The organism is Winogradskyella sp. ABM4_392 (assembly GCF_056160445.1).
Genome location: NZ_JBSWXE010000002.1, coordinates 221,370 through 242,631, shown reverse-complemented (window position 1 = coordinate 242,631; position 21,262 = coordinate 221,370). Strand labels below are relative to the sequence as shown.

Here is a 21,262-nt window from a genome sequence, read left to right as displayed (position 1 = left end):
ATCAGCCAAGAAATTTAAACACATTCAATTTTGAATGTGTTTTTTTGTTTGTAAAATATTGGTTACAAAAGCCCAATACGTCTAGGAATCCTTTCCAAATCACTCAAGGTAATTTTAGAGTTTGATTTTAACTTAAAAACTAACTTTAAAAAAAGTAATGCAGTTATGTAGGCATCACCAGAGGCTGTATGTCTATCATGAAGCGGTATATTAAATCGGTTAGATAATTCATCTAGACCAAAATGAGTTTTGCTAGTGTCTAGTTTTGTTTTTTGAAAGATCTGCCCTGTATCCAAAACTCGATTCTTTAGTTTTGGTAATCCTAATCTTGTAAGAGCTGTATTGATCATGGCAACATCGAATGCAGCATGATGAGCCACTAAAACCGCGTTTTTAATATATTCTAAGAAATGCTCTATTGCTTCAGGCTCTTCATGCTTAATAAGTTTTCCTTCTTTTAATAGACCATGTATTTTTACAGTATCAGCATTAAATGTTTCTTGTTTGATATACAATTCTAATTGGTCTGATACTTTAATTTTTAATCCCTCTATAGCTATACAGCCTATTGATAAAATTCTATCAGTTTTAGTATTCAATCCTGTAGTTTCAGTATCAAAAACTACAAATCGTATGTGTTCAATATTTTGCTTTTGTGTTCTTGAAAAGCAACTTTTGTAATTCTCCCAAAATTCAGGGTAAGATTTCCGTTTAAACCAATTCATTTTAAAGTAATTGAGAAAGTTTAAAGCGCATTTTTATAAGTTCTTGTACATCCTTTACAGCTTTAAAAGTACGTTTTAATTGTAGACGATTGCCTTTGTCTAGGGATTCTAAATCTATAAACCTACCAGAATCATTATGTCTTAGACCTTGTTCTGTTCTAAAGGTTAAAAGGTTTTTATAAGCTTCTATACAAAACAAATAGGTGTCTTTGTTTTGTGGTTCTAATTCTACGAGTTTTTCAAAGCGTTCTATAGTGTTATTTACAGCTTTTATATTGTGGGAAAGAATTAATAATCTTGCTGCATCTACCAGAGGCATCATAGCACGAGCTTTTATATCAAACTGGTCTTTATGTTCGCCATCGTCTTCTACTAGGAACTGTCTAAAAAAGCTTAATGGTGGTGGATTTTGCAACGCATTTCTTCCTAAATAAGTTAAAAAGATGTCATAACTATCAATACTCTTAAAGATGCTTTCAGACAATTGATTCACAAGTTCTAAATCGCCATAAACATGTTCGTAATCAAAGAAAATAGTGCAGAGCATAAGGTTGTCTTGGTCTGGTGTGGTAATCCAACTATTGAATTGTTGAGACCATTCTGAAACCGATTTGCACCATTTAGGATTATTAGCCATCATCTTTGCTGGACACAATTCAAAACCTACTATTTCTAAATCTTTATTTATATAATCTGATAGTTTTAAAAAGTATGACTGCGTACTATTATGCTTTTCTTCATCAACATCTTCAAAAACTAATGCATTATCCTGATCTGTCATTAATAATTGTTCTTGCCGACCTTGACTACCAATTGCTAACCATGCAAATTCTGTTGGTGGTTTTTTATCCATTTTAGCAATAGAAAACTCAATGATTCTTTGCGTTATAGTATCGTTTATAGCAGATACTAATCTTGAAATAAAATCTATAGGAATATCTTGTTCTAAATAACGTGTTAATAGTTTTTCTGTACGTCGTCTTATATCTTTAAGTTGTGCCGCAGAACGGCTTCTTTTAATTTCTTTGATTAGTGCTGAAGCATTATTCTCTCTGAGAACAATTATGTCATGTTCAGAAAGTATTCCGGTTAACTCTGAATCGTTTGTGCCATCTTTGGTAATACATAAGTGTGTAATCTTATGTTTTAACATGGCAATTTGGGCTTCGGCAACAGTAATGGTTTCAGGATAAGTAATAACAGGTGAAGACATTATACTAGAAACCGAATCTTCTATAGAATGTTTGCCTGTTGCAATTTTTGTTCTTAAATCTTTGTCTGTAATAATCCCAATAGGTTTATTTTCTTTTGTAATTACAATAGAACCTACATGCTTTTCGGTCATGATGCTTGCAGCTTCATTTATTTTGGTGTCAATGCCACAAGTAATAGGATTTTTAGAATAGTCTGCCGTTTGTAAATAAGTATATTCAGTTGAGCTTTGTAGTGATTTTACAAAATCGTCATCATTAGGATTTTTTCCTCTTGTGTTAGAGACAAAACTTGCCATTAAAAACTGGCTTGCATCAACATTAGCTGTAATATAAGCTTCCAAATTTTCAAGAGAGATACTGTAAACAATACTTTCTTCTATTGCTCTTGCGTTGAGTTTATACTCTCCTTTGCGAAGTAGGGCACGAAGACCAAAAATATCGCCTTCGTCGCATTTGTCTACAAGATTATTATTTGCTCTAAATAGACCTATTGCACCATCTCGCACAACATAAAAATGATTAACAACAGGCTGTCCAATCTCAAAAAGAAACTGATTGTTTTCTAAATAAATTACATCAACTGATTTTGAAACAGATAGAAGCTGATCTTTTGTCAATAAATTGAATGGTGGAAAACCCTTTAAGTAATCGTATATACGCTCTGCAATGGTATTCATGTAAGCAATTTAACTAAAAAATGACCTATCATATATGAGAAAGGTCATTTTTGTTGCTAAAATGCTATAGATTTTTATCCTTCAAAATCAAAATCTTCTCCACCACCTTCACCACGTCCACCACGTTCGCGTTTCTTTTGTTGGTTGAAACGATATGTGAATGCTAAATTAAATGAACGTACGCGCCATTGAAACTCACTATAATTAGTAAAGGTATCTGTAAAGTTATCACTTCTACGCTTACGAGAGTTAAAAACATCTCTTACGTTAAAGGCTATAGATGCCTTATCATTAAATAAGTCTTTACTAAATGCCAAGTCAGTAGAAAATATACCTTGATTTTTGCTCTGAGCCGTTTCACTTGGTCCTCTGTAGAATAAGCGTGTTTGCCAGTCTATATTGCCTGGTAATGTGTATTTGTTGTTTAAGCGCACAAACCAACTAAGGTTATCCGCGTCAAAGTTTTGTCCTTCAAAATCACCTCTAGTGCTTGAGTTGAATAAGTTGAAATTACCATTAAGATTCCACTTTTTTGTTGGTCTGTATGTTAAAGTAAATTCTAAACCAAAACGATCGTTAGTAGCAAGATTTATTGGTGTTCGTCTTATGACTGGTACAAGATCAAAATCTTCATTTAATTGCTCAAAATCAGGATCGTTAACATTTACTGTCTGGTTGGTTTCAAAAATGTAGAAATTATCGGTTTCTAGAGCTACAAAGTTAAATGCATCTTTAGCACGTTGGAAATAGATAGAACTTGTTAATGATAATTTACCGAACTTCTTAAAATAACCGATATCAAAAGCATCTGACGTACTTGGGTCTAAATCGGGATTTCCTTGGAATAGGTTAGTAGCACTACTTCTCGAAGGAAATGGGTTAATAAATCTAGATCGTGGTCGTCTTATACGTCTGTTGTAGCCTAAAGTAATATTTTCATCTTCGGATAACTCAAATGCCAGATTTACAGTTGGGAATAATTGATGGTAATCCTTTTTATCAAAGTCTCCACTAGTAACTTGGTCTATTGTTATTCTGGTGCCTTCGTAACGTAATCCTAATAGATAAGAGAATTTTTCGCCTATTTTATTACCGTATTGCGTGTAGAATGCATTAACGTATTGTTTAAAGTTAAGCGAATTACTCAAGTTGGTGTTTACCTGAAATGTTTCTCCATCATCAAAACTAGATTCAACTAAGTAATCTGTGAACAAGTCGAAAAACTCACCACGATACCCTAATTCTAACTGACCAGTTTCATTAATTGGTTGCACATAGTCGGCTTGTAATAGTATACGGTCTTGGTTTTCATCGGTTTCTACAAACTCTACATCAAAGCCATTTTGGTTTATGATAGACTGTTCTAACTCTCTACTGTCTTCGTATTGAAAATCGAAAGTTAACTTATGTTGGCTGTCACCATTAAACTGTTTGTCATAGCTGAGAGCATACTGTACTGTTTTATCGTCTTCAAATTCTGGATCCTTACGAATGGTTGTATTAAGTAAAGTATTATTTGCGTCAAACTCTCTGGTAACATTAAATGTATTGCGCTCATTATCGCTATCTCTGTAAACCAAAGAAGCTGTAATAGAACTTGTTTCATTAATATACCATTCTACACCTGTATTAGTACTGTAACCCTTACGTATACGATCGAAATCTCTGTCTTCCGTTAAGAATGTACTAGGCTCATCATCGTTAAAGTACTCTGTTTCATTTGTAGCATTACCTGGCGATTCTCTGTAATCGTAGCTTGTTGTGTTGAATATATTTACATCACCAGTTCTGTAGTTTATGTTTCCAGATACACCTGCTTGCCAAGGATAACCACCATTAACTGTAATGGCACCATTTAGCCCTTCGAGTTTACTACGTCTTAAAATTATGTTTAGAATACCAGCTGAGCCTTCAGCATCATATCTAGCAGATGGTGAGGTAATTACTTCTACGCGCTCTATAGATTCTGCTGGCAATTGTCTAAGAGCATCTGTTGAGTTTAGACCTACTAAACCAGAAGGTTTTCCGTTAATGAGAATTCTAACATCATCATTTCCTCTAAGTGATACAGCACCTTCTACATCTACAGAAACAGAAGGTACATTGTCTAACACATCACTAACGGTTCCGCCTCTTACGGTTAAATCCTTACCTACATTATAGATTTTTTTATCGAGCTTGATTTCTACTGTGGTTCTTTCAGCTACGACGGTAACTTCATCTAAAGAAGCTACATCAAGAGCTAAACTTACAGTGCCCAGATCAATAGAATTTGTTAGTGTTTTGTTTAAATATTCTTTTGTTACATAAGAAATATATTCTACATATATATTGTATGAGCCAGAGGCAACTTCTATACTGAATTTTCCATCAATGTCAGTAATACCTCCAGTTACAACTTTATTGTCAGTAGTAGTTTTTAGAGTTATTGTGGCGTATTCGAGCGGAATGTTTGTGCCTTCTTCGACTACTTTACCCTCAATTTTTATATCCTTTTGAGCGAAAGATAATGAGAGGTTAAACAATAAGATTAGGAATAGAGGTAAATTTATTTTCATCACAAGTGGTTAGTTGTTTTGCTTTTTTAGATGAGCAAAATTACTTTTACTTGCGGTGCATTTGGTTAATCTTATGTTAAAGGAAAATACGGATTTTCAATTTTAGAATAGATATTGACTATTGGTCTTTGTCTTTCTTTTTCTTCTTGCGTTTTTTCTTCTTCTTCTTCTTCTTCTTTTTGACCTCACTTTCGTCAAAGTCGCCTTTAATCATATCTTTAATTTTGGTCATATCATTTTCTGATATTAACTCTTCTAAGTCCTTAAAGTGAGATTCATCTAATTTTTTTATGGCTTGTTCTCTGTCAAAAATGCGTTCGTACTTTACTTTTAAAACTTCCTTTTTTGCCTCGAAGTAAGAATTAAGATATTGTTTAATAATTTCTTTTTGAAAATCGTCAGCCTCTAGTGTTGTCAAGAAGTTTGCAATATATTCGTCTTTACGTTCTTCTAACTTTTGTTCGTATTTTGCTATTTCTTCTTTTGATGGTTCTCTGTTTATTATGGGATTTCCCATTCGATCTCTACGAGTTTGAGCGTTTAAGCTAAATCCTAGGAGTAATGCTAAAGCTAATAATGTTATTTTTTTCATGATTATAAAACTATATAATATCTAGTATTAATTCTTTTGGTCTGCCAATTACGGCTTTTTTACCATTAACAACGATAGGTCTTTCTATTAGTTTGGGATGCTCAATCATAGCGTTAATGATTTGCTTGTCTGATAATTTTTTGCTTTTATAGTCTGATTTCCAAATAGCTTCATTTTTTCTAATCAGATCAATTGGTTTTATGCCTAATTTTGAGATAATTGCCGTGAGGTCTTCCTCATTTAATAAATCTTCAAGGTATTTTACAACTTCAAAGGTTTTGCCGGATTCTTCCAGTAAAGTTAGACCCTCTCTAGATTTTCTGCATCTTGGATTATGGTAAATTGTTATCATACTATTTTATTGTTCAATTTTTATGCCAATAGTTTTTTGAAACTATTACTCATCACTTTTCTGTCCCATCATCATAAGGTATGCCTTTAAAAATGGTTCTAAATCACCATCCATTACAGCATCTACATTACCGGTTTCGTGTGCTGTACGCACATCTTTAACTAATTTGTAAGGGTGCATAACATAGTTTCTAATCTGACTTCCCCATTCAATCTTCATTTTACTAGCTTCAATATCTTCGCGTTGTGCCATTTGTTTTTGAAGTTCTATTTCATACAGCTGAGATTTAAGCATTTGCATTGCTCTGGCCCTATTATCATGCTGTGAGCGTGTTTCTGAACATTGAATTTGTATACCAGTAGGCTTATGTAATAGTTGAACTTTTGTCTCAACTTTATTCACATTTTGCCCACCAGCTCCACTAGATCGTGCTGTTGTTATCTCTATATCTGCCGGATTTATTTCTATTTCTATGGAATCATCAACCAGTGGATATACATATACTGATGCAAAACTTGTATGACGTTTTGCATTACTGTCAAAAGGTGAAATCCTTACCAAACGATGTACACCGTTTTCACCTTTCAACCACCCAAAAGCATAATCGCCTTCAATTTCTAATGTTACTGTTTTAATACCAGCAACATCACCTTCTTGATGATTGAGCTCTTTAACTTTAAAACCACTTTTTTCAGCATACATTAAGTACATACGCATAAGCATACTTGCCCAATCACAAGATTCTGTACCACCAGCGCCAGCGGTTATTTGTAAAACAGCACTTAAACTATCACCTTCTTCAGAAAGCATATTTTTGAACTCAAGTTTTTCAATAGCTTTAACAGCTTTTCCAAATCGATTTTCTACATCCTCCAAAGAGGCTTCCTCTTCTTTATAGAATTCGTAAATGACTTCTAAATCTTCAAAAAGTGTGTTGGCAGCATTAAAATCATTTACCCAACTTTTCTTTTCTCTTATAGATTGCATAACCTGTTCGGCTTTTTTTGAATCGTTCCAAAAGTTAGGGTCAAAGGTTTGTTCTTCTTCGTTGGCAATTTCTATGAGCTTAGTATCTAAGTCAAAGATACTGTCTAAGTATGTCTAGACGGGAATTAAGATCTTTAATTTGATCTGATGTTATCATAAATTTAGGTGTTTCTGCAAATATAATAGCCATACATAAAGTGCCATAATTTTTGAAATGCTTTTTTATGTGGAAATAAAAAAACCGCCTAAATATTGATTTAGACGGTTTGTATTTTATTATTGGTAACAATAATTGATTACCACCACCAACAGTAGTGTGTTGGAGGCTCGTATTCACAAAGTTCGCCACCCTGTGTACTAGTTCCACTAACTACTTCAACAACACCACGCTTGTAGCCAGGTCCTATGTTTAAGTAACAGTTAGTTTTAAACTTAGTGTAATAACAGTTACCTACGTAAACATAAATCCACTTACCGAAAGTACCATCATGGTTAGCACCACTAACAGCCATTTCATCATCCTGACCTACAACATCGTCAAATATTTTAACAGCATAACAAGTGTTTTCGTAACGTTGGTATAATCTTACTCTATAATCGTTATGCCAATCCCACTTAAATGTTATTTGGTTTACTTTACCTACACAATCGTTACATTCAGGCTCAGGTAAATCTTTTGAGATTAATAACGCTTGTACATTATCATAATCTTCAGGTATTAAAAGTAATCCTACTTTTTCACCACATCCTGGTGTATATCCTTCACCATTTGCCACTGCAGCATCATAAATTTCTTCTCCTAATGCACCGTCAATTTCTTCATTCCACTGAAGAACAGGGTTTGTTAAGTAATTAGGGAAATCATTTACGAAAGGTCCTTCAATAAGTCTCCACATTGCATATTGCACATGACCATAAGTATATTGTGATCCAGCACTAATGTCAATATTGTTTAAAATCCAGTTAACTTTGTCAAAGTTTTGAGGATTTGTATAAACGTCTCCGAAAGAACCACCAGGTAAAATAGCTGTATCATACGTAGATACTACTGTGAAATCTAAGAAATCATCAGTTGCTCTCAGTGTTGGTTCTCTATCAGAACAGTAAGCCGATATGATATCAGCACCATCTATTGAAATATCAAAGTAACCATTTGTTCCTGGCTTACTTATAACTTCAATGTTTACAGTTGCATCATAACCAGTGTCAAGTAAATCTGGAGTACAATCTGTATTATTGTTACCGCCATAGTTGCTTCCATAGCTTTCACCGCTTATTGTGAAGCTTTCAGATGGAGATACAAGGTCTTCACTTCTTTCGTTGAACATTAATTCCTTGTCTTCTTCACCGTCAGATACAACCATGCCCTTTTCATCGAATCTTAAGGGGTCTTGTTGTTGATTTTCAGTTTCTTGTGTGCTCTCGTTTTGACATGAGGCAAAAACTACAAGGGCCACAAGCAATACTAATTTAGTAATGTGTTTCATAATTATTAATTAGGTTAATAGCATTATTTGTGTAAAAATATTTGTTAAAAATGTTAACACATTAAAAAGTTGATAAAGTTGAAGATTTATTAGTTGAATAGTTAAACTTCAATTTTTATCGATAAAAACAATTTTTCAGATAACTGAATAAGTATTCCATTTATCGAAGAAAATTTTATCTGGTTTATAATTATTTACTTTTGGGCAACTTTTTAAATGCCATCCATCGTTTACACTTAAGTTGTTATTAAATGTGCAATGATTATTAGTAGCTCCAAATACTTTTAGATGAAAAAGAAACGTAACACTTTTTCTGTTTTGATACCAGATGGTGAAGCCACATTGATTTATAATGTAGTGTATAGTTTTTCTTTGATGAAAAACGTAAAGATATATGTGCTTTCTTCTCACACAAATAGATTTTTTGATCTATCAACTAATAATAGTTGTTGTCTTAAGTACTCAAGGTATATTGAAAAGTATTTTTACGATCCAATTACTACAGATTCTAAATGGTTAAATAGAATTGATGACATTGTTCTAAACAATAATATAGATTGTATAATACCAGTCCTAGATAAAACAACGAAGCGAATAGTTGAAAATGAACACTTGTTGAAGAGTAGAGGTAAACTCTGTACATTGCCAGAATTATCATTTTTAAGATTAGCAATGGATAAAGGTTTATTGTATAAGCATCTAAAATCAAATAATATCCCTTGTCCTAATAGTGAGTTAATATCTGCTGAGACTACAAATTATCATTCTAAACTAAGTTTCCCATTTATAGTAAAGCCTACAACAGATACACAAGGTGGTTCAGGTGTTTTTCTCTTAAAAAATCAAAAAGAGTTTATTGATTACCTTAAGTTGCCCAAAAAAAACCACGAAATTTTACTCCAAGATTTTATTGAAGGCTTTGATGTAACTTGTAATGTATTTTGCGAAAAGGGCAAATTACTAGCTTATACCATGCAAAAAGCAGCTTTAGTAAAAAGCGTTAAAGTTACACCTCAAACTGAATTTATTTTTTTTAATGATGACAGTCTATTAGAATTAATGAAAGATTTAATGTTATCCCTAAATTGGTCTGGTGTTGCGAATATTGATTTTAGGTTTGATAAAATAGAAAAGACCTACAAAGTGATTGAGATTAACCCTAGGTTTTGGTTTAACACAGAAGCCTCTGCAATGATGAATGTAAATTTTCCTTACATATTGTGTTTGTCTTCAATGCAAAGAAAAATTAATTTTAAACCTGTAGAAAATAAAAGCTTTGTTAATGTAGATGGGCTATTAAATCGGATACTAATTAATCCTTTATTAATTTTCAAAATCAAGTTTATCTTTAATAATACTCCGATTAAATTTTTATTAAAAGATCCATTGGTCGTCTGGTGTAAGTTTATATGGATAATTAACAACGTCATATCTTCAAAAATTCTTAAAAAGAAAATGTCTTAGAATATTATCTTTACAACAGATAAATAAGTTTATGATAATAGATTTAAGAAGCGACACAGTTACAAAGCCAACAAAGGAAATGCTAGATGTTATGATGTCTGCCAAAGTTGGTGATGATGTTTATAAAGAAGATCCTTCAGTAAATGCACTTGAAAACAGACTAGCAGAAATGTTTGGAATGGACGAAGCTTTGTTTTTTCCAACAGGTACAATGGCAAATCAAACAGCACTAAAGTTACACACTAATCCTGGTGATCAAGTTATTTGTGATAAGTACGCACATATTTATAATTATGAAGGTGGAGGTGCATCATTTAATAGTGGTATATCATGCAAATTAATAGATGGTCATAGAGGATTGTTTACTGCGGAACAAGCAGAAGCTACTATAAATCCTCCAGATTTTTATCATAGTCCATTAACCTCTTTAATTGAGATTGAAAATACTACAAACAAAGGTGGTGGTGCATGTTGGGATTATGAAGAACTAAAAAAGATTAGGCAAGTTGCTGTTAAGCATAAATTAGGTTATCATTTAGATGGAGCAAGACTGTGGAATGCTCTGGTTGCCAAACAAGAAAGTGCTAAGCAATATGGAGAATTATTCGATACTATATCTGTTTGTTTAAGTAAAGGCTTAGGCTGTCCAATAGGATCTGTGCTCATAGGAAAAAACGAGCTTATGAAAGGCGCACTTCGTATAAGAAAAATTCTAGGTGGTGGAATGCGTCAAGTAGGATATTTAGCTGCAGCAGGTTTATATGCTTTAGATAATCATATTGAACGTCTTGAGGAAGATCATCAAAAAGCTAAAGAAATAGGTGAAGTTCTGTCTGGATTACCTTTTATCAAAAAAGTAGAACCTATAGAAACTAATATTGTCATTTTTGAAGTAAATGATACAATTAGTGAGGAGGATTTTCTTAACCGATTAAAAGAAAAAAATATACATATTATTGGTATGGGTAGTAACAAGTTACGCATGGTAACGCATTTAGATTACACCAACAATATGCATGAAGTAGTGTTAAAAACGCTTAAGAGTTTATAAAACTATTTAAACATATCCATACCAGGTATGTTTGGCATGCCTTCTTTAGCAACTGCAGCGATTTCGGTTTCGTTTACATTTGTTGCATTTTCAATGGCTTTATTTAGGGTTAGGATAAGATAATCTTCAAGCATTTCTTTATCTTGAAGTAACTCATCATCAATTGAAATAGACTTAATTGTTCTATTTGCAGTAATTGTTACTTTCAACTTGTTATCACTACTGGTTTCGTCAATTAAAACCGTATTTAAACGTTCTTTAGTTTCCTCAACTTTTTTCTGAGCTTCTTTTAATTTGCTCATCATTCCCATCATATCTCCAAACATATCTTTGTCTTTTAAAATTTACGATGCAAAATTACTAAATTGCGACACTTTTTCAGATTAAAATTTTCTTAAAAACAATATGAGTAAGAACTCTGTAGTAAATCCGCCAATAGCCAAAAAGATTCCTCACCAATTAGAAAAACATGGTGATGTGAGAGTTGATAATTATTTCTGGATGAAAGATAGAGAGCATCCAGAGGTTATAAACTACTTAAAAGCTGAAAATGCTTATTGTGATGCTCAAATGGCACATACCAAAGCATTTCAAAAGGATTTATTTGAAGAAATGAAAGCCCGAATAAAGGAAGATGATTCTTCTGTACCGTATAAATATAATGGTTACTGGTATATTACCAGGTTTGAAAAAGGCAAGGATTATCCAATATACACCAGAAAAAAAGAATCTCTTGAAAACCCTGAAGAATTGCTATTTGACTGTAATAAAATGGCAGAAGGACAAAGCTATTTTAAACTTGTTGGTATTAGTATTAGCCCAGATAATAAAAAAGTCTCTTATGGCATAGATACAACTGGTAGAAGGCAATATACCATTCAGGTTAAAGACATAGCAACTCACAAAGTTTATAAAGATAGCATTGAAAACACAACAGGATCTTCGACTTGGGCAAATGACAACCAAACTTTGTTTTATACACTAAAAGATCCAATAACCCTTAGAGCATATCAAATCTTTAGGCATAAACTATGCTCAAAAGAAGAAGATACTTTAATTTTTCAAGAAGGAGATGAAACCTTTGGTACAACAGTTTACAAATCAAAATCAAGAAAATATATCATTATTGCGTGTTATAGTACCTTAACTAATGAATATCATATTCTTAATGCTGATAATCCTAATGGTAAATTTGAAGTTTTTCAACCTCGTGTAAGAGGCTTGGAGTATAGCATTTCGCACTATAATGGTTATTTCTATATTCTTACTAACAAGGATAAAGCTATTAACTTTAAGTTAATGAAATGCCCGGAAAAAAATAGGTCATTAGATCAGTGGGAAGAAGTCATACCGCATAGAAAAGAAGTGCTCTTAGAAAACATAGATATTTTTAAAAATTATCTTGTAGTTAGTGAGCGTGATAATGGACTTAATAAAATTAGGATAATACGTTGGGATAATAAACAAGATTATTATCTGCCATTTGATAACGAAACTTATACAGCGTACACTACGACCAATGTAGAGTTCGATACAGCCACTTTGCGTTATGCGTACAATGCACTAACCACTCCTGCTTCTGTTATTGAATTCAATATGATAACAAAAACCAAAACAGTTTTAAAAGAACAAGAGGTTTTAGGCGGAAAATTTAATAAAGAAAACTATATATCTGAGCGTATATGGGCAACTGCTGAGGACGGAACAAAAATACCAATGTCTGTGGTGTACAAAAAAGGGATTAAAAAGGATGGTAATAATCCGTTATTACAGTATGCATATGGTAGTTATGGCTCCACAGTAGATCCTTATTTCTCTACAATAAGATTGAGCTTGTTAGACAGAGGTTTTATCTATGTAATAGCTCATATTAGAGGTGGAGAGTATTTAGGACGCCAATGGTATGAGGATGGAAAACTCTTAAATAAAAAGAATACATTTTCAGATTTTATTGCGTGTTCAATTCACTTAATTAAAGAACGATATACATCTTCAAAGCATTTGTACGCAATGGGAGGAAGTGCAGGAGGCTTATTAATGGGAGCAATTATTAACAAGGCACCAGAACTATATAATGGAATTATTTCAGCTGTGCCTTTTGTAGACGTGGTTACCACTATGTTAGACGATTCAATTCCTCTTACAACAGGTGAGTATGATGAATGGGGAAATCCTAATGACAAATTGTATTATGAATACATGAAATCCTATTCTCCATACGATAATATTGAAGCAAAAGATTACCCGAACATGTTGGTAACTGCAGGCTTACACGATTCTCAAGTTCAGTACTGGGAACCTGCAAAATGGGTCGCTAAGCTTAGGGATTTTAAAACCGATAATAATAGATTATACCTTAAAACTAATATGGATGCAGGACATGGTGGTGCTTCTGGACGTTTTGAAAGTATTAAAGAAGACGCGGAAGAATTTGCTTTTCTATTAGATTTAGAAGGTATTTCGAGTTGATTTAAAAAAAAAGTATTAGTTTTGCGAGGTTTTAGAGTGTAATTTTTTTGCACTTGATTAAATAGCATTTATGGACAAAATCAAAAATGTATTTGATAACGTATTACAACTTATAGGTAGTACACCACTTATCAAGTTAAACAGAATGACCGCAGACTACGATGGTGAGTTTTATGCTAAAGTAGAAGCTTTCAATCCAGGTCATTCTTCTAAGGATAGAATTGCATTACACATTATTGAAGAAGCTGAGCGTCAGGGCATTTTAACACCTGGTGATACAATTATAGAAACAACTTCTGGTAATACAGGATTTAGTATAGCTATGGTTAGTATTATTAAAGGTTACGAATGCATATTAGCTGTGAGCTCAAAGTCTTCTGCAGACAAAATAGACATGTTAAGGTCTATGGGAGCTAAGGTTTATGTTTGCCCAGCTCATGTAAATGCTGATGACCCAAGATCTTATTACCAAGTTGCAAAGCGTTTACACGAAGAGATTAAAGGTTCTATTTACATCAATCAATATTTTAATCAATTAAATATTGATGCTCATTACAACACCACTGGTCCAGAAATTTGGGATCAAACTAATGGTGAAATTACACATTTAGTTGCTTGTAGTGGAACAGGAGGTACCATTTCTGGAATTGCTAAGTACCTTAAAGAGCAAAATCCAAACGTAAAAATAATTGGTGTTGATGCTTATGGCTCTGTATTACAGAAATATCATGAGACAAGAGAGTTTGATGAAAAAGAGATTTACCCATACAGAATTGAAGGTTTAGGTAAAAATCTAATACCAACAGCTACAGATTTTGATGTTATCGACAGGTTTATAAAGGTAACTGATGAGGAAAGTGCTCATACAGCAAGAGAAATATCTAACACTGAAGGATTATTTGTTGGTTACACAAGTGGTGCTGCAATGCAAGCTATAAAACAATTAAACGAAGAAGGAGAGTTTAAACCAACGGATAAGGTTGTTGTTGTTTTCCCAGATCATGGTTCTCGTTATATGAGTAAAGTTTACAGTGATAAATGGATGGAAGACCAAGGATTCTTTGATAGTAAAAACGAAGTTTCTACGACAATTCAATACATAAAGTAAATAATTAACTAAAAATATAAAGCCTGCCTACTTAGGGCAGGCTTTTTTTATGTTTAAAACTTAGTGAATAGTTAGGTTAAATAATATTATGATTGCATAATAATATTGCCTAATTTTGCTCCCACTAATAAAACTAATATAATGTTAACTTCTGTTTTAATACCTTAACTTTAGAATAGAAGAATTAATAGCAATCGCAACGTATGAAGGATTTATTTGAAAAGATTTATCGAGATAAAGGACCTTTAGGAAAATGGGCTGCTCAAGCAGAAGGTTATTTTGTATTTCCAAAGTTAGAAGGAGAAATTTCGAATAGAATGAAATTTCAAGGAAAAGAAGTGATTACTTGGAGTATTAATGACTACTTAGGTTTAGCGAATCATCCGGAAGTGAGAAAGGTAGATGCTGAGGCTGCTGCTAAATATGGTTCTGCTTACCCTATGGGAGCTCGTATGATGTCTGGTCATACAGATTTGCACGAACAATTACAAAATGAACTTGCTCAATTTGTAAATAAAGAAGCAGCTTATTTGTTAAACTTTGGTTACCAAGGAATGGTATCTACTATAGACGCATTGGTTTCTAAGGATGATATTATTGTTTACGATGTTGATGCGCATGCATGCATCATTGATGGTGTCCGTTTGCACATGGGTAAGCGTTTTACATATAAGCATAATGATGTTGAGAGCTTGGAGAAAAACCTTGAGAGAGCTACAAAAATGGCCGAGCAAACTGGTGGTGGAATTTTAGTGATTTCTGAAGGTGTGTTTGGTATGCGTGGTGAGCAAGGTAGATTAAAAGAAATCGTAGCGCTTAAAAAGAAATTCAATTTTAGATTATTTGTTGATGATGCACATGGTTTTGGAACTTTAGGTGAAACAGGTGCTGGTGCAGGGCAGGAGCAAGGAGTACAGGATGATATCGATGTATACTTTGCAACGTTTGCCAAGTCTATGGCAAGCACTGGTGCTTTCATTGCAGGTGATCAGGAAATCATTGATTATTTAAAATATAATTTACGTTCGCAAATGTTTGCTAAATCGTTACAAATGCAGCTTGTTGTTGGTGCATTAAAGCGATTAGATATGTTACGTACAATGCCAGAATTGAAGCAAAACCTTTGGACAATTGTAAATGCGTTACAATCTGGTTTAAAAGAACGTGGTTTTGATATCGGAACAACGCAGAGCTGTGTTACTCCTGTATACTTAAAAGGAAGTATTCCTGAAGCCATGGCTTTAGTAAAAGACCTTCGTGAAAATCATGGGATATTCTGTTCTATAGTAGTTTACCCTGTAATACCTAAAGGATTAATTCTATTAAGAATGATTCCTACAGCAACGCATACATTACAAGATGTAAAGGAAACCTTAGATGCTTTTGATGCTATTAGAGAGCGTTTAGAAAATGGTACTTATAAAAGAATGTCTGCAGCATTAACTGCTGCAATGGGAGAATAATTCTTCTATTTTAACAATAAAAAAGGCTCTGTTTAATTACAGAGCCTTTTTCTTTTATAAATCTTTTCGGAATGTTTTTCGTCGCTTATAAACAACAGGGTCAAAGTGTTTCCATATTTTATGAATTGCTTCATTGTCCTCTAATTCTGGTGTTCTGTAGCAAGTTTCAATACCTTTTTGTGTAAAGGTTTCATAGTATTCGTTAAAAATTACAGCATGAACACCTTTATTTTGATAGTCTGGATGTATTCCTATTAAATAAAAAATTACATCCTTACTATTTTTCTTGGCTTTTAAAATATGTCTAAAACCAAATGGGAATAGTTTACCTTTTGCCTTTTGAAGAGCCTCGGCAAATTTTGGCATTACAATAGCAAAACCAATTAATTTATCGTTTTCGTCTACAACAAACTTTATATATTCAGGATTAACAAAACTGATAAATTTCTTTTTAAAATATTCTTTTTGAATATCTGTAATCTCAACAAATGACGATAAGGATGCATAGCTTTCATTGAACAGATCAAACATCTTATCAGCATAAGGCATTACTTCTTCAGTCTTAGTAAATTTTAAAGCTTTTAATTTATATCTACGCTTTATAAGTTCTTGAGCCTTTTTAAATGTTTCTGGTTTTACATTTTTAAAAGGAAATTTACTTTCCGAATATGCTTTTTCAATAGCATAACCATGAGTTGTATAATGATTTGCATAATATGGATGGTTATACCACGTAATCATTGGTGCTATACTATCAAAACCTTCTGTCATTACACCAACCTTATCAAGGTTAGAAAACCCAACAGGTCCTTCGGCATATTCAAGCTTATGATTGCGTCCAATATTTTCTATGGTATCTAATAGTGTTTTGCTCACTTCCATATCATCAACAAAATCAAACCAACCAAAGCGCATTTTTTTTATTTGTTGTTTATTGACTTCTAGCCAATTTACAATAGCAGCTATTCTTCCTACGACAGAATTTCCTTTATAGGCTAAGAAAAACCTAGCTTCAGCATCTTTAAATATTGGATTTTTATCCTTGTTAAACGTTTCTAATTCTTGCTTTATAATAGGCGGAACCCAATATTTTGAGTCTTTGTAGAGTGAAAACGGAAACTTTACAAAGGTTTTTAGGCCTTTTTTGTCGGTTACTTCTTTAACTGTAATCATGTAGAAATTTATAAGCCATCAGAGTCAAAATCATCTTCTTTTTTCTTCTTCTTTTTCTTTTTTCGTTTTTTCTTAAAATTACCTGTGTTACCATTACCATTGTCAATTTCCTTGTCTTGATGAAAATCTAATCGGTAAGAAGCCCCAAATGCAATATTGAAAACTGAAGGAGTGTCTTTGGTATTAAAAGCGATATTGGCATCTAGTTGAAAATTCTTGTCCCATAAATAAGCACCACCAACTCTAAAAATATTATCAGCATAAAAATCACTGCTTATACCTTGTGCTTCACCAAATACAACCCATTGCGGTGTGAACGAATGCGTGAGTGTGAAAATGTATTGAAAATCAGAAAAATCAGAACCAATTCTATCTTTTATTAAGTTCATAACAAACACCCATCCACCATTAAAGTTGTTTTGGGTTGCAATCATAACTTTTGGACTAATACTGCTTTCATCACCAGAATTGCTGAAGGGAGTATAGGGTACAAAAGGATTGTTTTTAGTGTCAAAATTTGCACCAACATAAACAGAAACAGCTGGTATCAAGGATTTCCACTGAAATTTTCTATTCGCATGATAACTATATAGGTTAGGCTTAGCTTCTTCAGCATTTTTATACGGATCGTAAACTAAATATTTTGCACCTAAGGTTAAGTTTCTAAAATTAGCACGTTTGTCTTCAAAAGATACAGAAGCACTATTGTTCGTAAAAGTATCGTTTTGATAAACACCATCTAAAGAAATTTCGAGCTGCTCAAATAATAGACCATATCTAATTGAAAAGTCTATTCCAAAGCCAGATACTTCATATTGTAAAGGTGTATGCTCTTCTTTTACAGTAAATGCTCCTATTTCGGCTTGTACAACATTAGTACCTACTGAAAATGCACTTTCTGAAACACCAGGACGGTTAGAGTTAATAACTTCTGTATATTGAGCATTTGCAATATTGTAGGTTAGTGCTGTAAGCAGAATAAAAAAGGATTTGAGAACTCTCATAGTTTCTTGGTTTAGGTTCAAATATATAGATTTTATAGTTTTTTTAAGGAATTATAACGGAATATAAGGAAGTATAATTGTATTTTTGGACATTACTTTTCTTTATGGTACACGAAGCATCTCTTATGGGATTATTGAGAACAATATTAATTATTCTTTTAGTTTGGTATGGGCTGAAGATTTTAGCAAGACTTTTTGCACCTTTTCTTATGAAATACGTTGCTAAAAAAGCTGAACAACGTTTTGGACAACAATTTGGAGGATTTCAAAATCAGTCACAGCAACGTAATGAACAAAAACGTAGAGAAGGTGAAACAGTTATAGACAAGATGCCTGAACGCCAGAAATCTTCTAATGACGAAGTAGGTGAGTATATTGATTACGAAGAAATAGATTGATTTTAATGGTCTCAAATTTGAGATTGTCATTAAATTTTAAGTACTTTTCAATCTGAATTATTTAGATACTTTTTCATGTCATTTTCATTCAAACGAATTTTACCACATATCCTTGTTCTTTTAGGGTTTGTAATATTATCATTAGCTTATTTTAGTCCGGTTTTACAAGGCAAAAAAATATTTCAAAGTGATATAATGCACTACATTGGTATGGCGCAACAACAAAAAGATTTTGCGCAATCTACTGGTGAAGAAACGTATTGGACTAACAGTGCATTTGGTGGTATGCCAACCTATCAACTGGGAGCTAAGTATCCGCACAATTACATCAAAAAACTAGATTTAACATTACGATTTTTACCAAGACCAGCAGATTATCTGTTTCTCTATTTTATTGGATTTTATATTCTACTTTTATCCCTAAAGGTTGATTTTAAGCTTTCAGCGCTTGGTGCTTTAGCTTTTGGTTTTTCAACCTATCTCATTATAATTTTAGGTGTAGGGCATAATGCCAAGGCGCATGCAATTGCATATATGCCAATGGTTTTAGCAGGAATTATTCTCACTTTTAGAAAAAGATATATTCTGGGGTTTTTACTCACTGTAGTTGCTTTAGGTTTAGAGATTGTTGCCAATCACTTTCAGATGACCTACTATTTATTGTTCTTAGTGATAATATTGGGTATAGTTTATTTAATAGATGCTTACAAAAAGAAAGTTTTGCCTCATTATTTTAAATCGGTTGGATTATTGACAATTGCTGCCCTGTTAGCTGTTGGGCTTAATGCAACTAACTTAATGGCAACGCAAGAATATGCCAAGGAAAGCACACGAGGTAAAAGTGAACTCACCATAAATCCTGACGGTTCACCAAAAGAAGCTACTTCTGGTTTAGATAAAGATTATATTACACAATATAGTTACGGTTTGGCAGAAACTTTTAATCTGTTTATTCCGCGATTTATGGGTGGTGGTAATTACGAGGATGTAGGTAAAGACTCAGAAACTTACAAGGCTTATGTTGACATAGGTGTTTCTCCAATAGACGCTTTAAACGCTTCCAAAAGTGCACCAATGTATTGGGGAGAACAACCTATAGTAGAGGCTCCTGCTTATGTTGGTGCGGTTATTATATTTTTATTTGTCCTTGGGTTATTTTTGGTTAAAGGACGTTTAAAGTGGTGGTTAGTTATTGGTACAATCTTTTCTTTATTATTATCCTACGGAAAAACAGAACCCTTTAGTTTTATTACAAATTTCTTCATTGATTATGTTCCTCTTTATGACAAATTTAGAGCTGTAACATCAATTCAGGTGTTGTTGGAATTATGCGTGCCTGTACTCGGAATTTTTGCTTTGGTAAGACTTTTTAATGATTTTCTTAAAGATGAAGAAAAGCTCAAAGCTCTTAAATATGCTACAATAATTACAGCTGGTTTAGCACTAATCTTTTTGTTATTCAAAAATTTGTTTTTTGATTTTAAAGGTTTGCATGATGATGACTATATAAAGGCTTATGGTCAATCTTTTATAGATGCAGTTATTGATGATAGAAAATCTTTATTTACAACAGACACTATAAGGTCATTAATATTAGTACTGCTATCAGCAGGTACTATTTATTTATTCCTAAAAAAGAAGCTGTCAGAAAGTCTTGTGGTTGTGGCTTTTGCTGTTTTAATTCTTTTTGACTTGGTGTCATTTAATAGAAACTATGTTAACAACGATAATTTTGTTTCGGCACTAAAAGTAGATAGACCTTACCAGCCAAATGCTGCTGATAAAGCAATTTTAAAGGATAAAGGTCATTTCAGAGTATTAGATTTGTCAAGTAAGTATCCAGCACGAGCTTCATATTTTCATAATTCTTTATTTGGTTACCACGCTGCAAAAATTGGTAGATATCAAGAATTATGTGATTTTTATTTAGATTTTGAAAACAATAGGGTAAGCTTAAGCGTTTTGGAAATGCTAAATACCAAGTATATTATTGAGCAGAATAAAAATGGAGCGATAGTTGCTTCCAAGCAATACACAAATGCCAATGGAAACGCATGGTTTGTTCGTGAGTTAGAAGAATTACCAAGTGCCAATGACGAAATAAAAGCTTTGGGTACATTAGATACTAAACAAAAGGCAGTTGCAACAATGTCTGATTATAGTAGTTATCCTGAAAGTTCAATTTTTAAAGTAGATTCAACAGCTTCAATAAATTTAAAAGAACATAAGCCTAATTACCTTAAATACGAATCTAATAATAGCAACGACGGTTTTGCAGTTTTCTCTGAAATCTATTACAAAGATGGATGGAATGCCTATGTCGATGGTGAATTAAAACCACACATTAGAGTTAACTATGTTTTAAGAGGTATGGAAATTCCGGCAGGTAAGCACACTATTGAGTTTAAGTTTGAGCCACAGGTCGTAGAAACTGGAAGTAAAATTGCATTAGCAAGTTCTGCTATTTTTGGTGTTTTATTGTTGTTAGGTGTATTTCTTCAGTTTAAGAAAGAAAAAGAAGTTGTGTAGCTCTTCTAAAT

Annotated in this window: 17 protein-coding genes; 7 read left to right on the top strand and 10 right to left on the bottom strand. The window is 32.9% G+C overall.

Translation table 11 applies throughout. The features are described 5' to 3' along the window. Positions 1-62 precede the first annotated feature (62 nt). The 7 genes from ACXAFS_RS07190 to ACXAFS_RS07160 form a co-directional block, all read right to left on the bottom strand. Positions 63-725 (bottom strand): 3'-5' exonuclease, encoded by a 663-nt coding sequence (locus ACXAFS_RS07190; RefSeq protein WP_475306127.1) that lies wholly within the window; start codon positions 723-725, stop codon positions 63-65. A 1-nt stretch (position 726) separates the two neighbouring features. After that, on the bottom strand, positions 727-2,616 hold the full coding sequence (locus ACXAFS_RS07185) for a DUF294 nucleotidyltransferase-like domain-containing protein (RefSeq protein ID WP_475306126.1): 1,890 nt from the start codon (positions 2,614-2,616) through the stop codon (positions 727-729). A 74-nt stretch (positions 2,617-2,690) separates the two neighbouring features. After that, positions 2,691-5,174 carry a TonB-dependent receptor gene (locus ACXAFS_RS07180; protein WP_475306125.1) on the bottom strand — a complete coding sequence of 828 codons (2,484 nt, stop codon included), beginning with the start codon at positions 5,172-5,174 and terminating at the stop codon, positions 2,691-2,693. A gap of 118 nt (positions 5,175-5,292) precedes the next feature. Further along, on the bottom strand, positions 5,293-5,766 hold the full coding sequence (locus ACXAFS_RS07175; RefSeq protein WP_475306124.1) for a hypothetical protein: 474 nt from the start codon (positions 5,764-5,766) through the stop codon (positions 5,293-5,295). A gap of 10 nt (positions 5,767-5,776) precedes the next feature. Continuing rightward, a complete protein-coding gene (gene arsC / locus ACXAFS_RS07170; protein WP_475306123.1) occupies positions 5,777-6,118 on the bottom strand; it encodes an arsenate reductase (glutaredoxin) in 342 nt (113 codons plus the stop codon). Positions 6,119-6,163: 45 nt separating this feature from the next. Next, a protein-coding gene (prfB, locus tag ACXAFS_RS07165) for a peptide chain release factor 2 (RefSeq protein ID WP_475306122.1) occupies positions 6,164-7,262 on the bottom strand; the annotation gives its coding sequence in 2 pieces (ribosomal slippage) (positions 6,164-7,198 and positions 7,200-7,262; 1,098 coding nt in all). A 139-nt stretch (positions 7,263-7,401) separates the two neighbouring features. Next, the gene (locus ACXAFS_RS07160; protein WP_475306121.1) at positions 7,402-8,592 is read right to left on the bottom strand and encodes a hypothetical protein; all 1,191 of its coding nucleotides are present in this window, start codon (positions 8,590-8,592) and stop codon (positions 7,402-7,404) included. A gap of 288 nt (positions 8,593-8,880) precedes the next feature. Between ACXAFS_RS07160 and ACXAFS_RS07155 the strand changes: the two genes are divergently transcribed. Continuing rightward, entirely contained in the window at positions 8,881-10,056 is a 1,176-nt protein-coding gene (locus ACXAFS_RS07155) for an ATP-grasp domain-containing protein (protein WP_475306120.1), read from the top strand. 31 nt (positions 10,057-10,087) lie between these two features. Beyond that, entirely contained in the window at positions 10,088-11,107 is a 1,020-nt protein-coding gene (locus ACXAFS_RS07150) for a threonine aldolase family protein (protein ID WP_475306119.1), read from the top strand. Positions 11,108-11,109: 2 nt separating this feature from the next. Here ACXAFS_RS07150 and ACXAFS_RS07145 read toward each other — a convergent pair whose 3' ends face one another. Further along, complete coding sequence (locus tag ACXAFS_RS07145) at positions 11,110-11,433, bottom strand: YbaB/EbfC family nucleoid-associated protein (protein WP_475306118.1); 324 nt, start codon at positions 11,431-11,433, stop codon at positions 11,110-11,112. A 79-nt stretch (positions 11,434-11,512) separates the two neighbouring features. On the opposite strand from ACXAFS_RS07145, the gene ACXAFS_RS07140 reads away from it, so the two are divergent. From ACXAFS_RS07140 to capB, 3 genes are all read left to right on the top strand, one after another. Further along, on the top strand, positions 11,513-13,576 hold the full coding sequence (locus tag ACXAFS_RS07140) for a S9 family peptidase (protein WP_475306117.1): 2,064 nt from the start codon (positions 11,513-11,515) through the stop codon (positions 13,574-13,576). Positions 13,577-13,646: 70 nt separating this feature from the next. Then, on the top strand, positions 13,647-14,684 hold the full coding sequence (capA, locus tag ACXAFS_RS07135; protein ID WP_475306116.1) for a cysteate synthase: 1,038 nt from the start codon (positions 13,647-13,649) through the stop codon (positions 14,682-14,684). Between the two features lie 203 nt (positions 14,685-14,887). Next, complete coding sequence (capB, locus tag ACXAFS_RS07130) at positions 14,888-16,147, top strand: cysteate-C-fatty acyltransferase (protein WP_475306115.1); 1,260 nt, start codon at positions 14,888-14,890, stop codon at positions 16,145-16,147. A gap of 54 nt (positions 16,148-16,201) precedes the next feature. Here the strand turns inward: capB and ACXAFS_RS07125 are convergent, their stop codons facing one another. Together ACXAFS_RS07125 and ACXAFS_RS07120 are read right to left on the bottom strand one after the other, a co-directional pair. Beyond that, positions 16,202-17,320 carry a GTP cyclohydrolase gene (locus ACXAFS_RS07125; protein ID WP_475306114.1) on the bottom strand — a complete coding sequence of 373 codons (1,119 nt, stop codon included), beginning with the start codon at positions 17,318-17,320 and terminating at the stop codon, positions 16,202-16,204. Positions 17,321-17,328: 8 nt separating this feature from the next. Then, a complete protein-coding gene (locus ACXAFS_RS07120) occupies positions 17,329-18,324 on the bottom strand; it encodes a transporter (protein ID WP_475306113.1) in 996 nt (331 codons plus the stop codon). Between the two features lie 104 nt (positions 18,325-18,428). On the opposite strand from ACXAFS_RS07120, the gene ACXAFS_RS07115 reads away from it, so the two are divergent. Beyond that, positions 18,429-18,722, top strand: a complete 294-nt coding sequence (locus ACXAFS_RS07115) for a DUF4834 family protein (protein ID WP_475306112.1) — start codon at positions 18,429-18,431, stop codon at positions 18,720-18,722. A 75-nt stretch (positions 18,723-18,797) separates the two neighbouring features. Continuing rightward, positions 18,798-21,251 carry a YfhO family protein gene (locus tag ACXAFS_RS07110; RefSeq protein ID WP_475306111.1) on the top strand — a complete coding sequence of 818 codons (2,454 nt, stop codon included), beginning with the start codon at positions 18,798-18,800 and terminating at the stop codon, positions 21,249-21,251. Positions 21,252-21,262 lie beyond the last annotated feature (11 nt).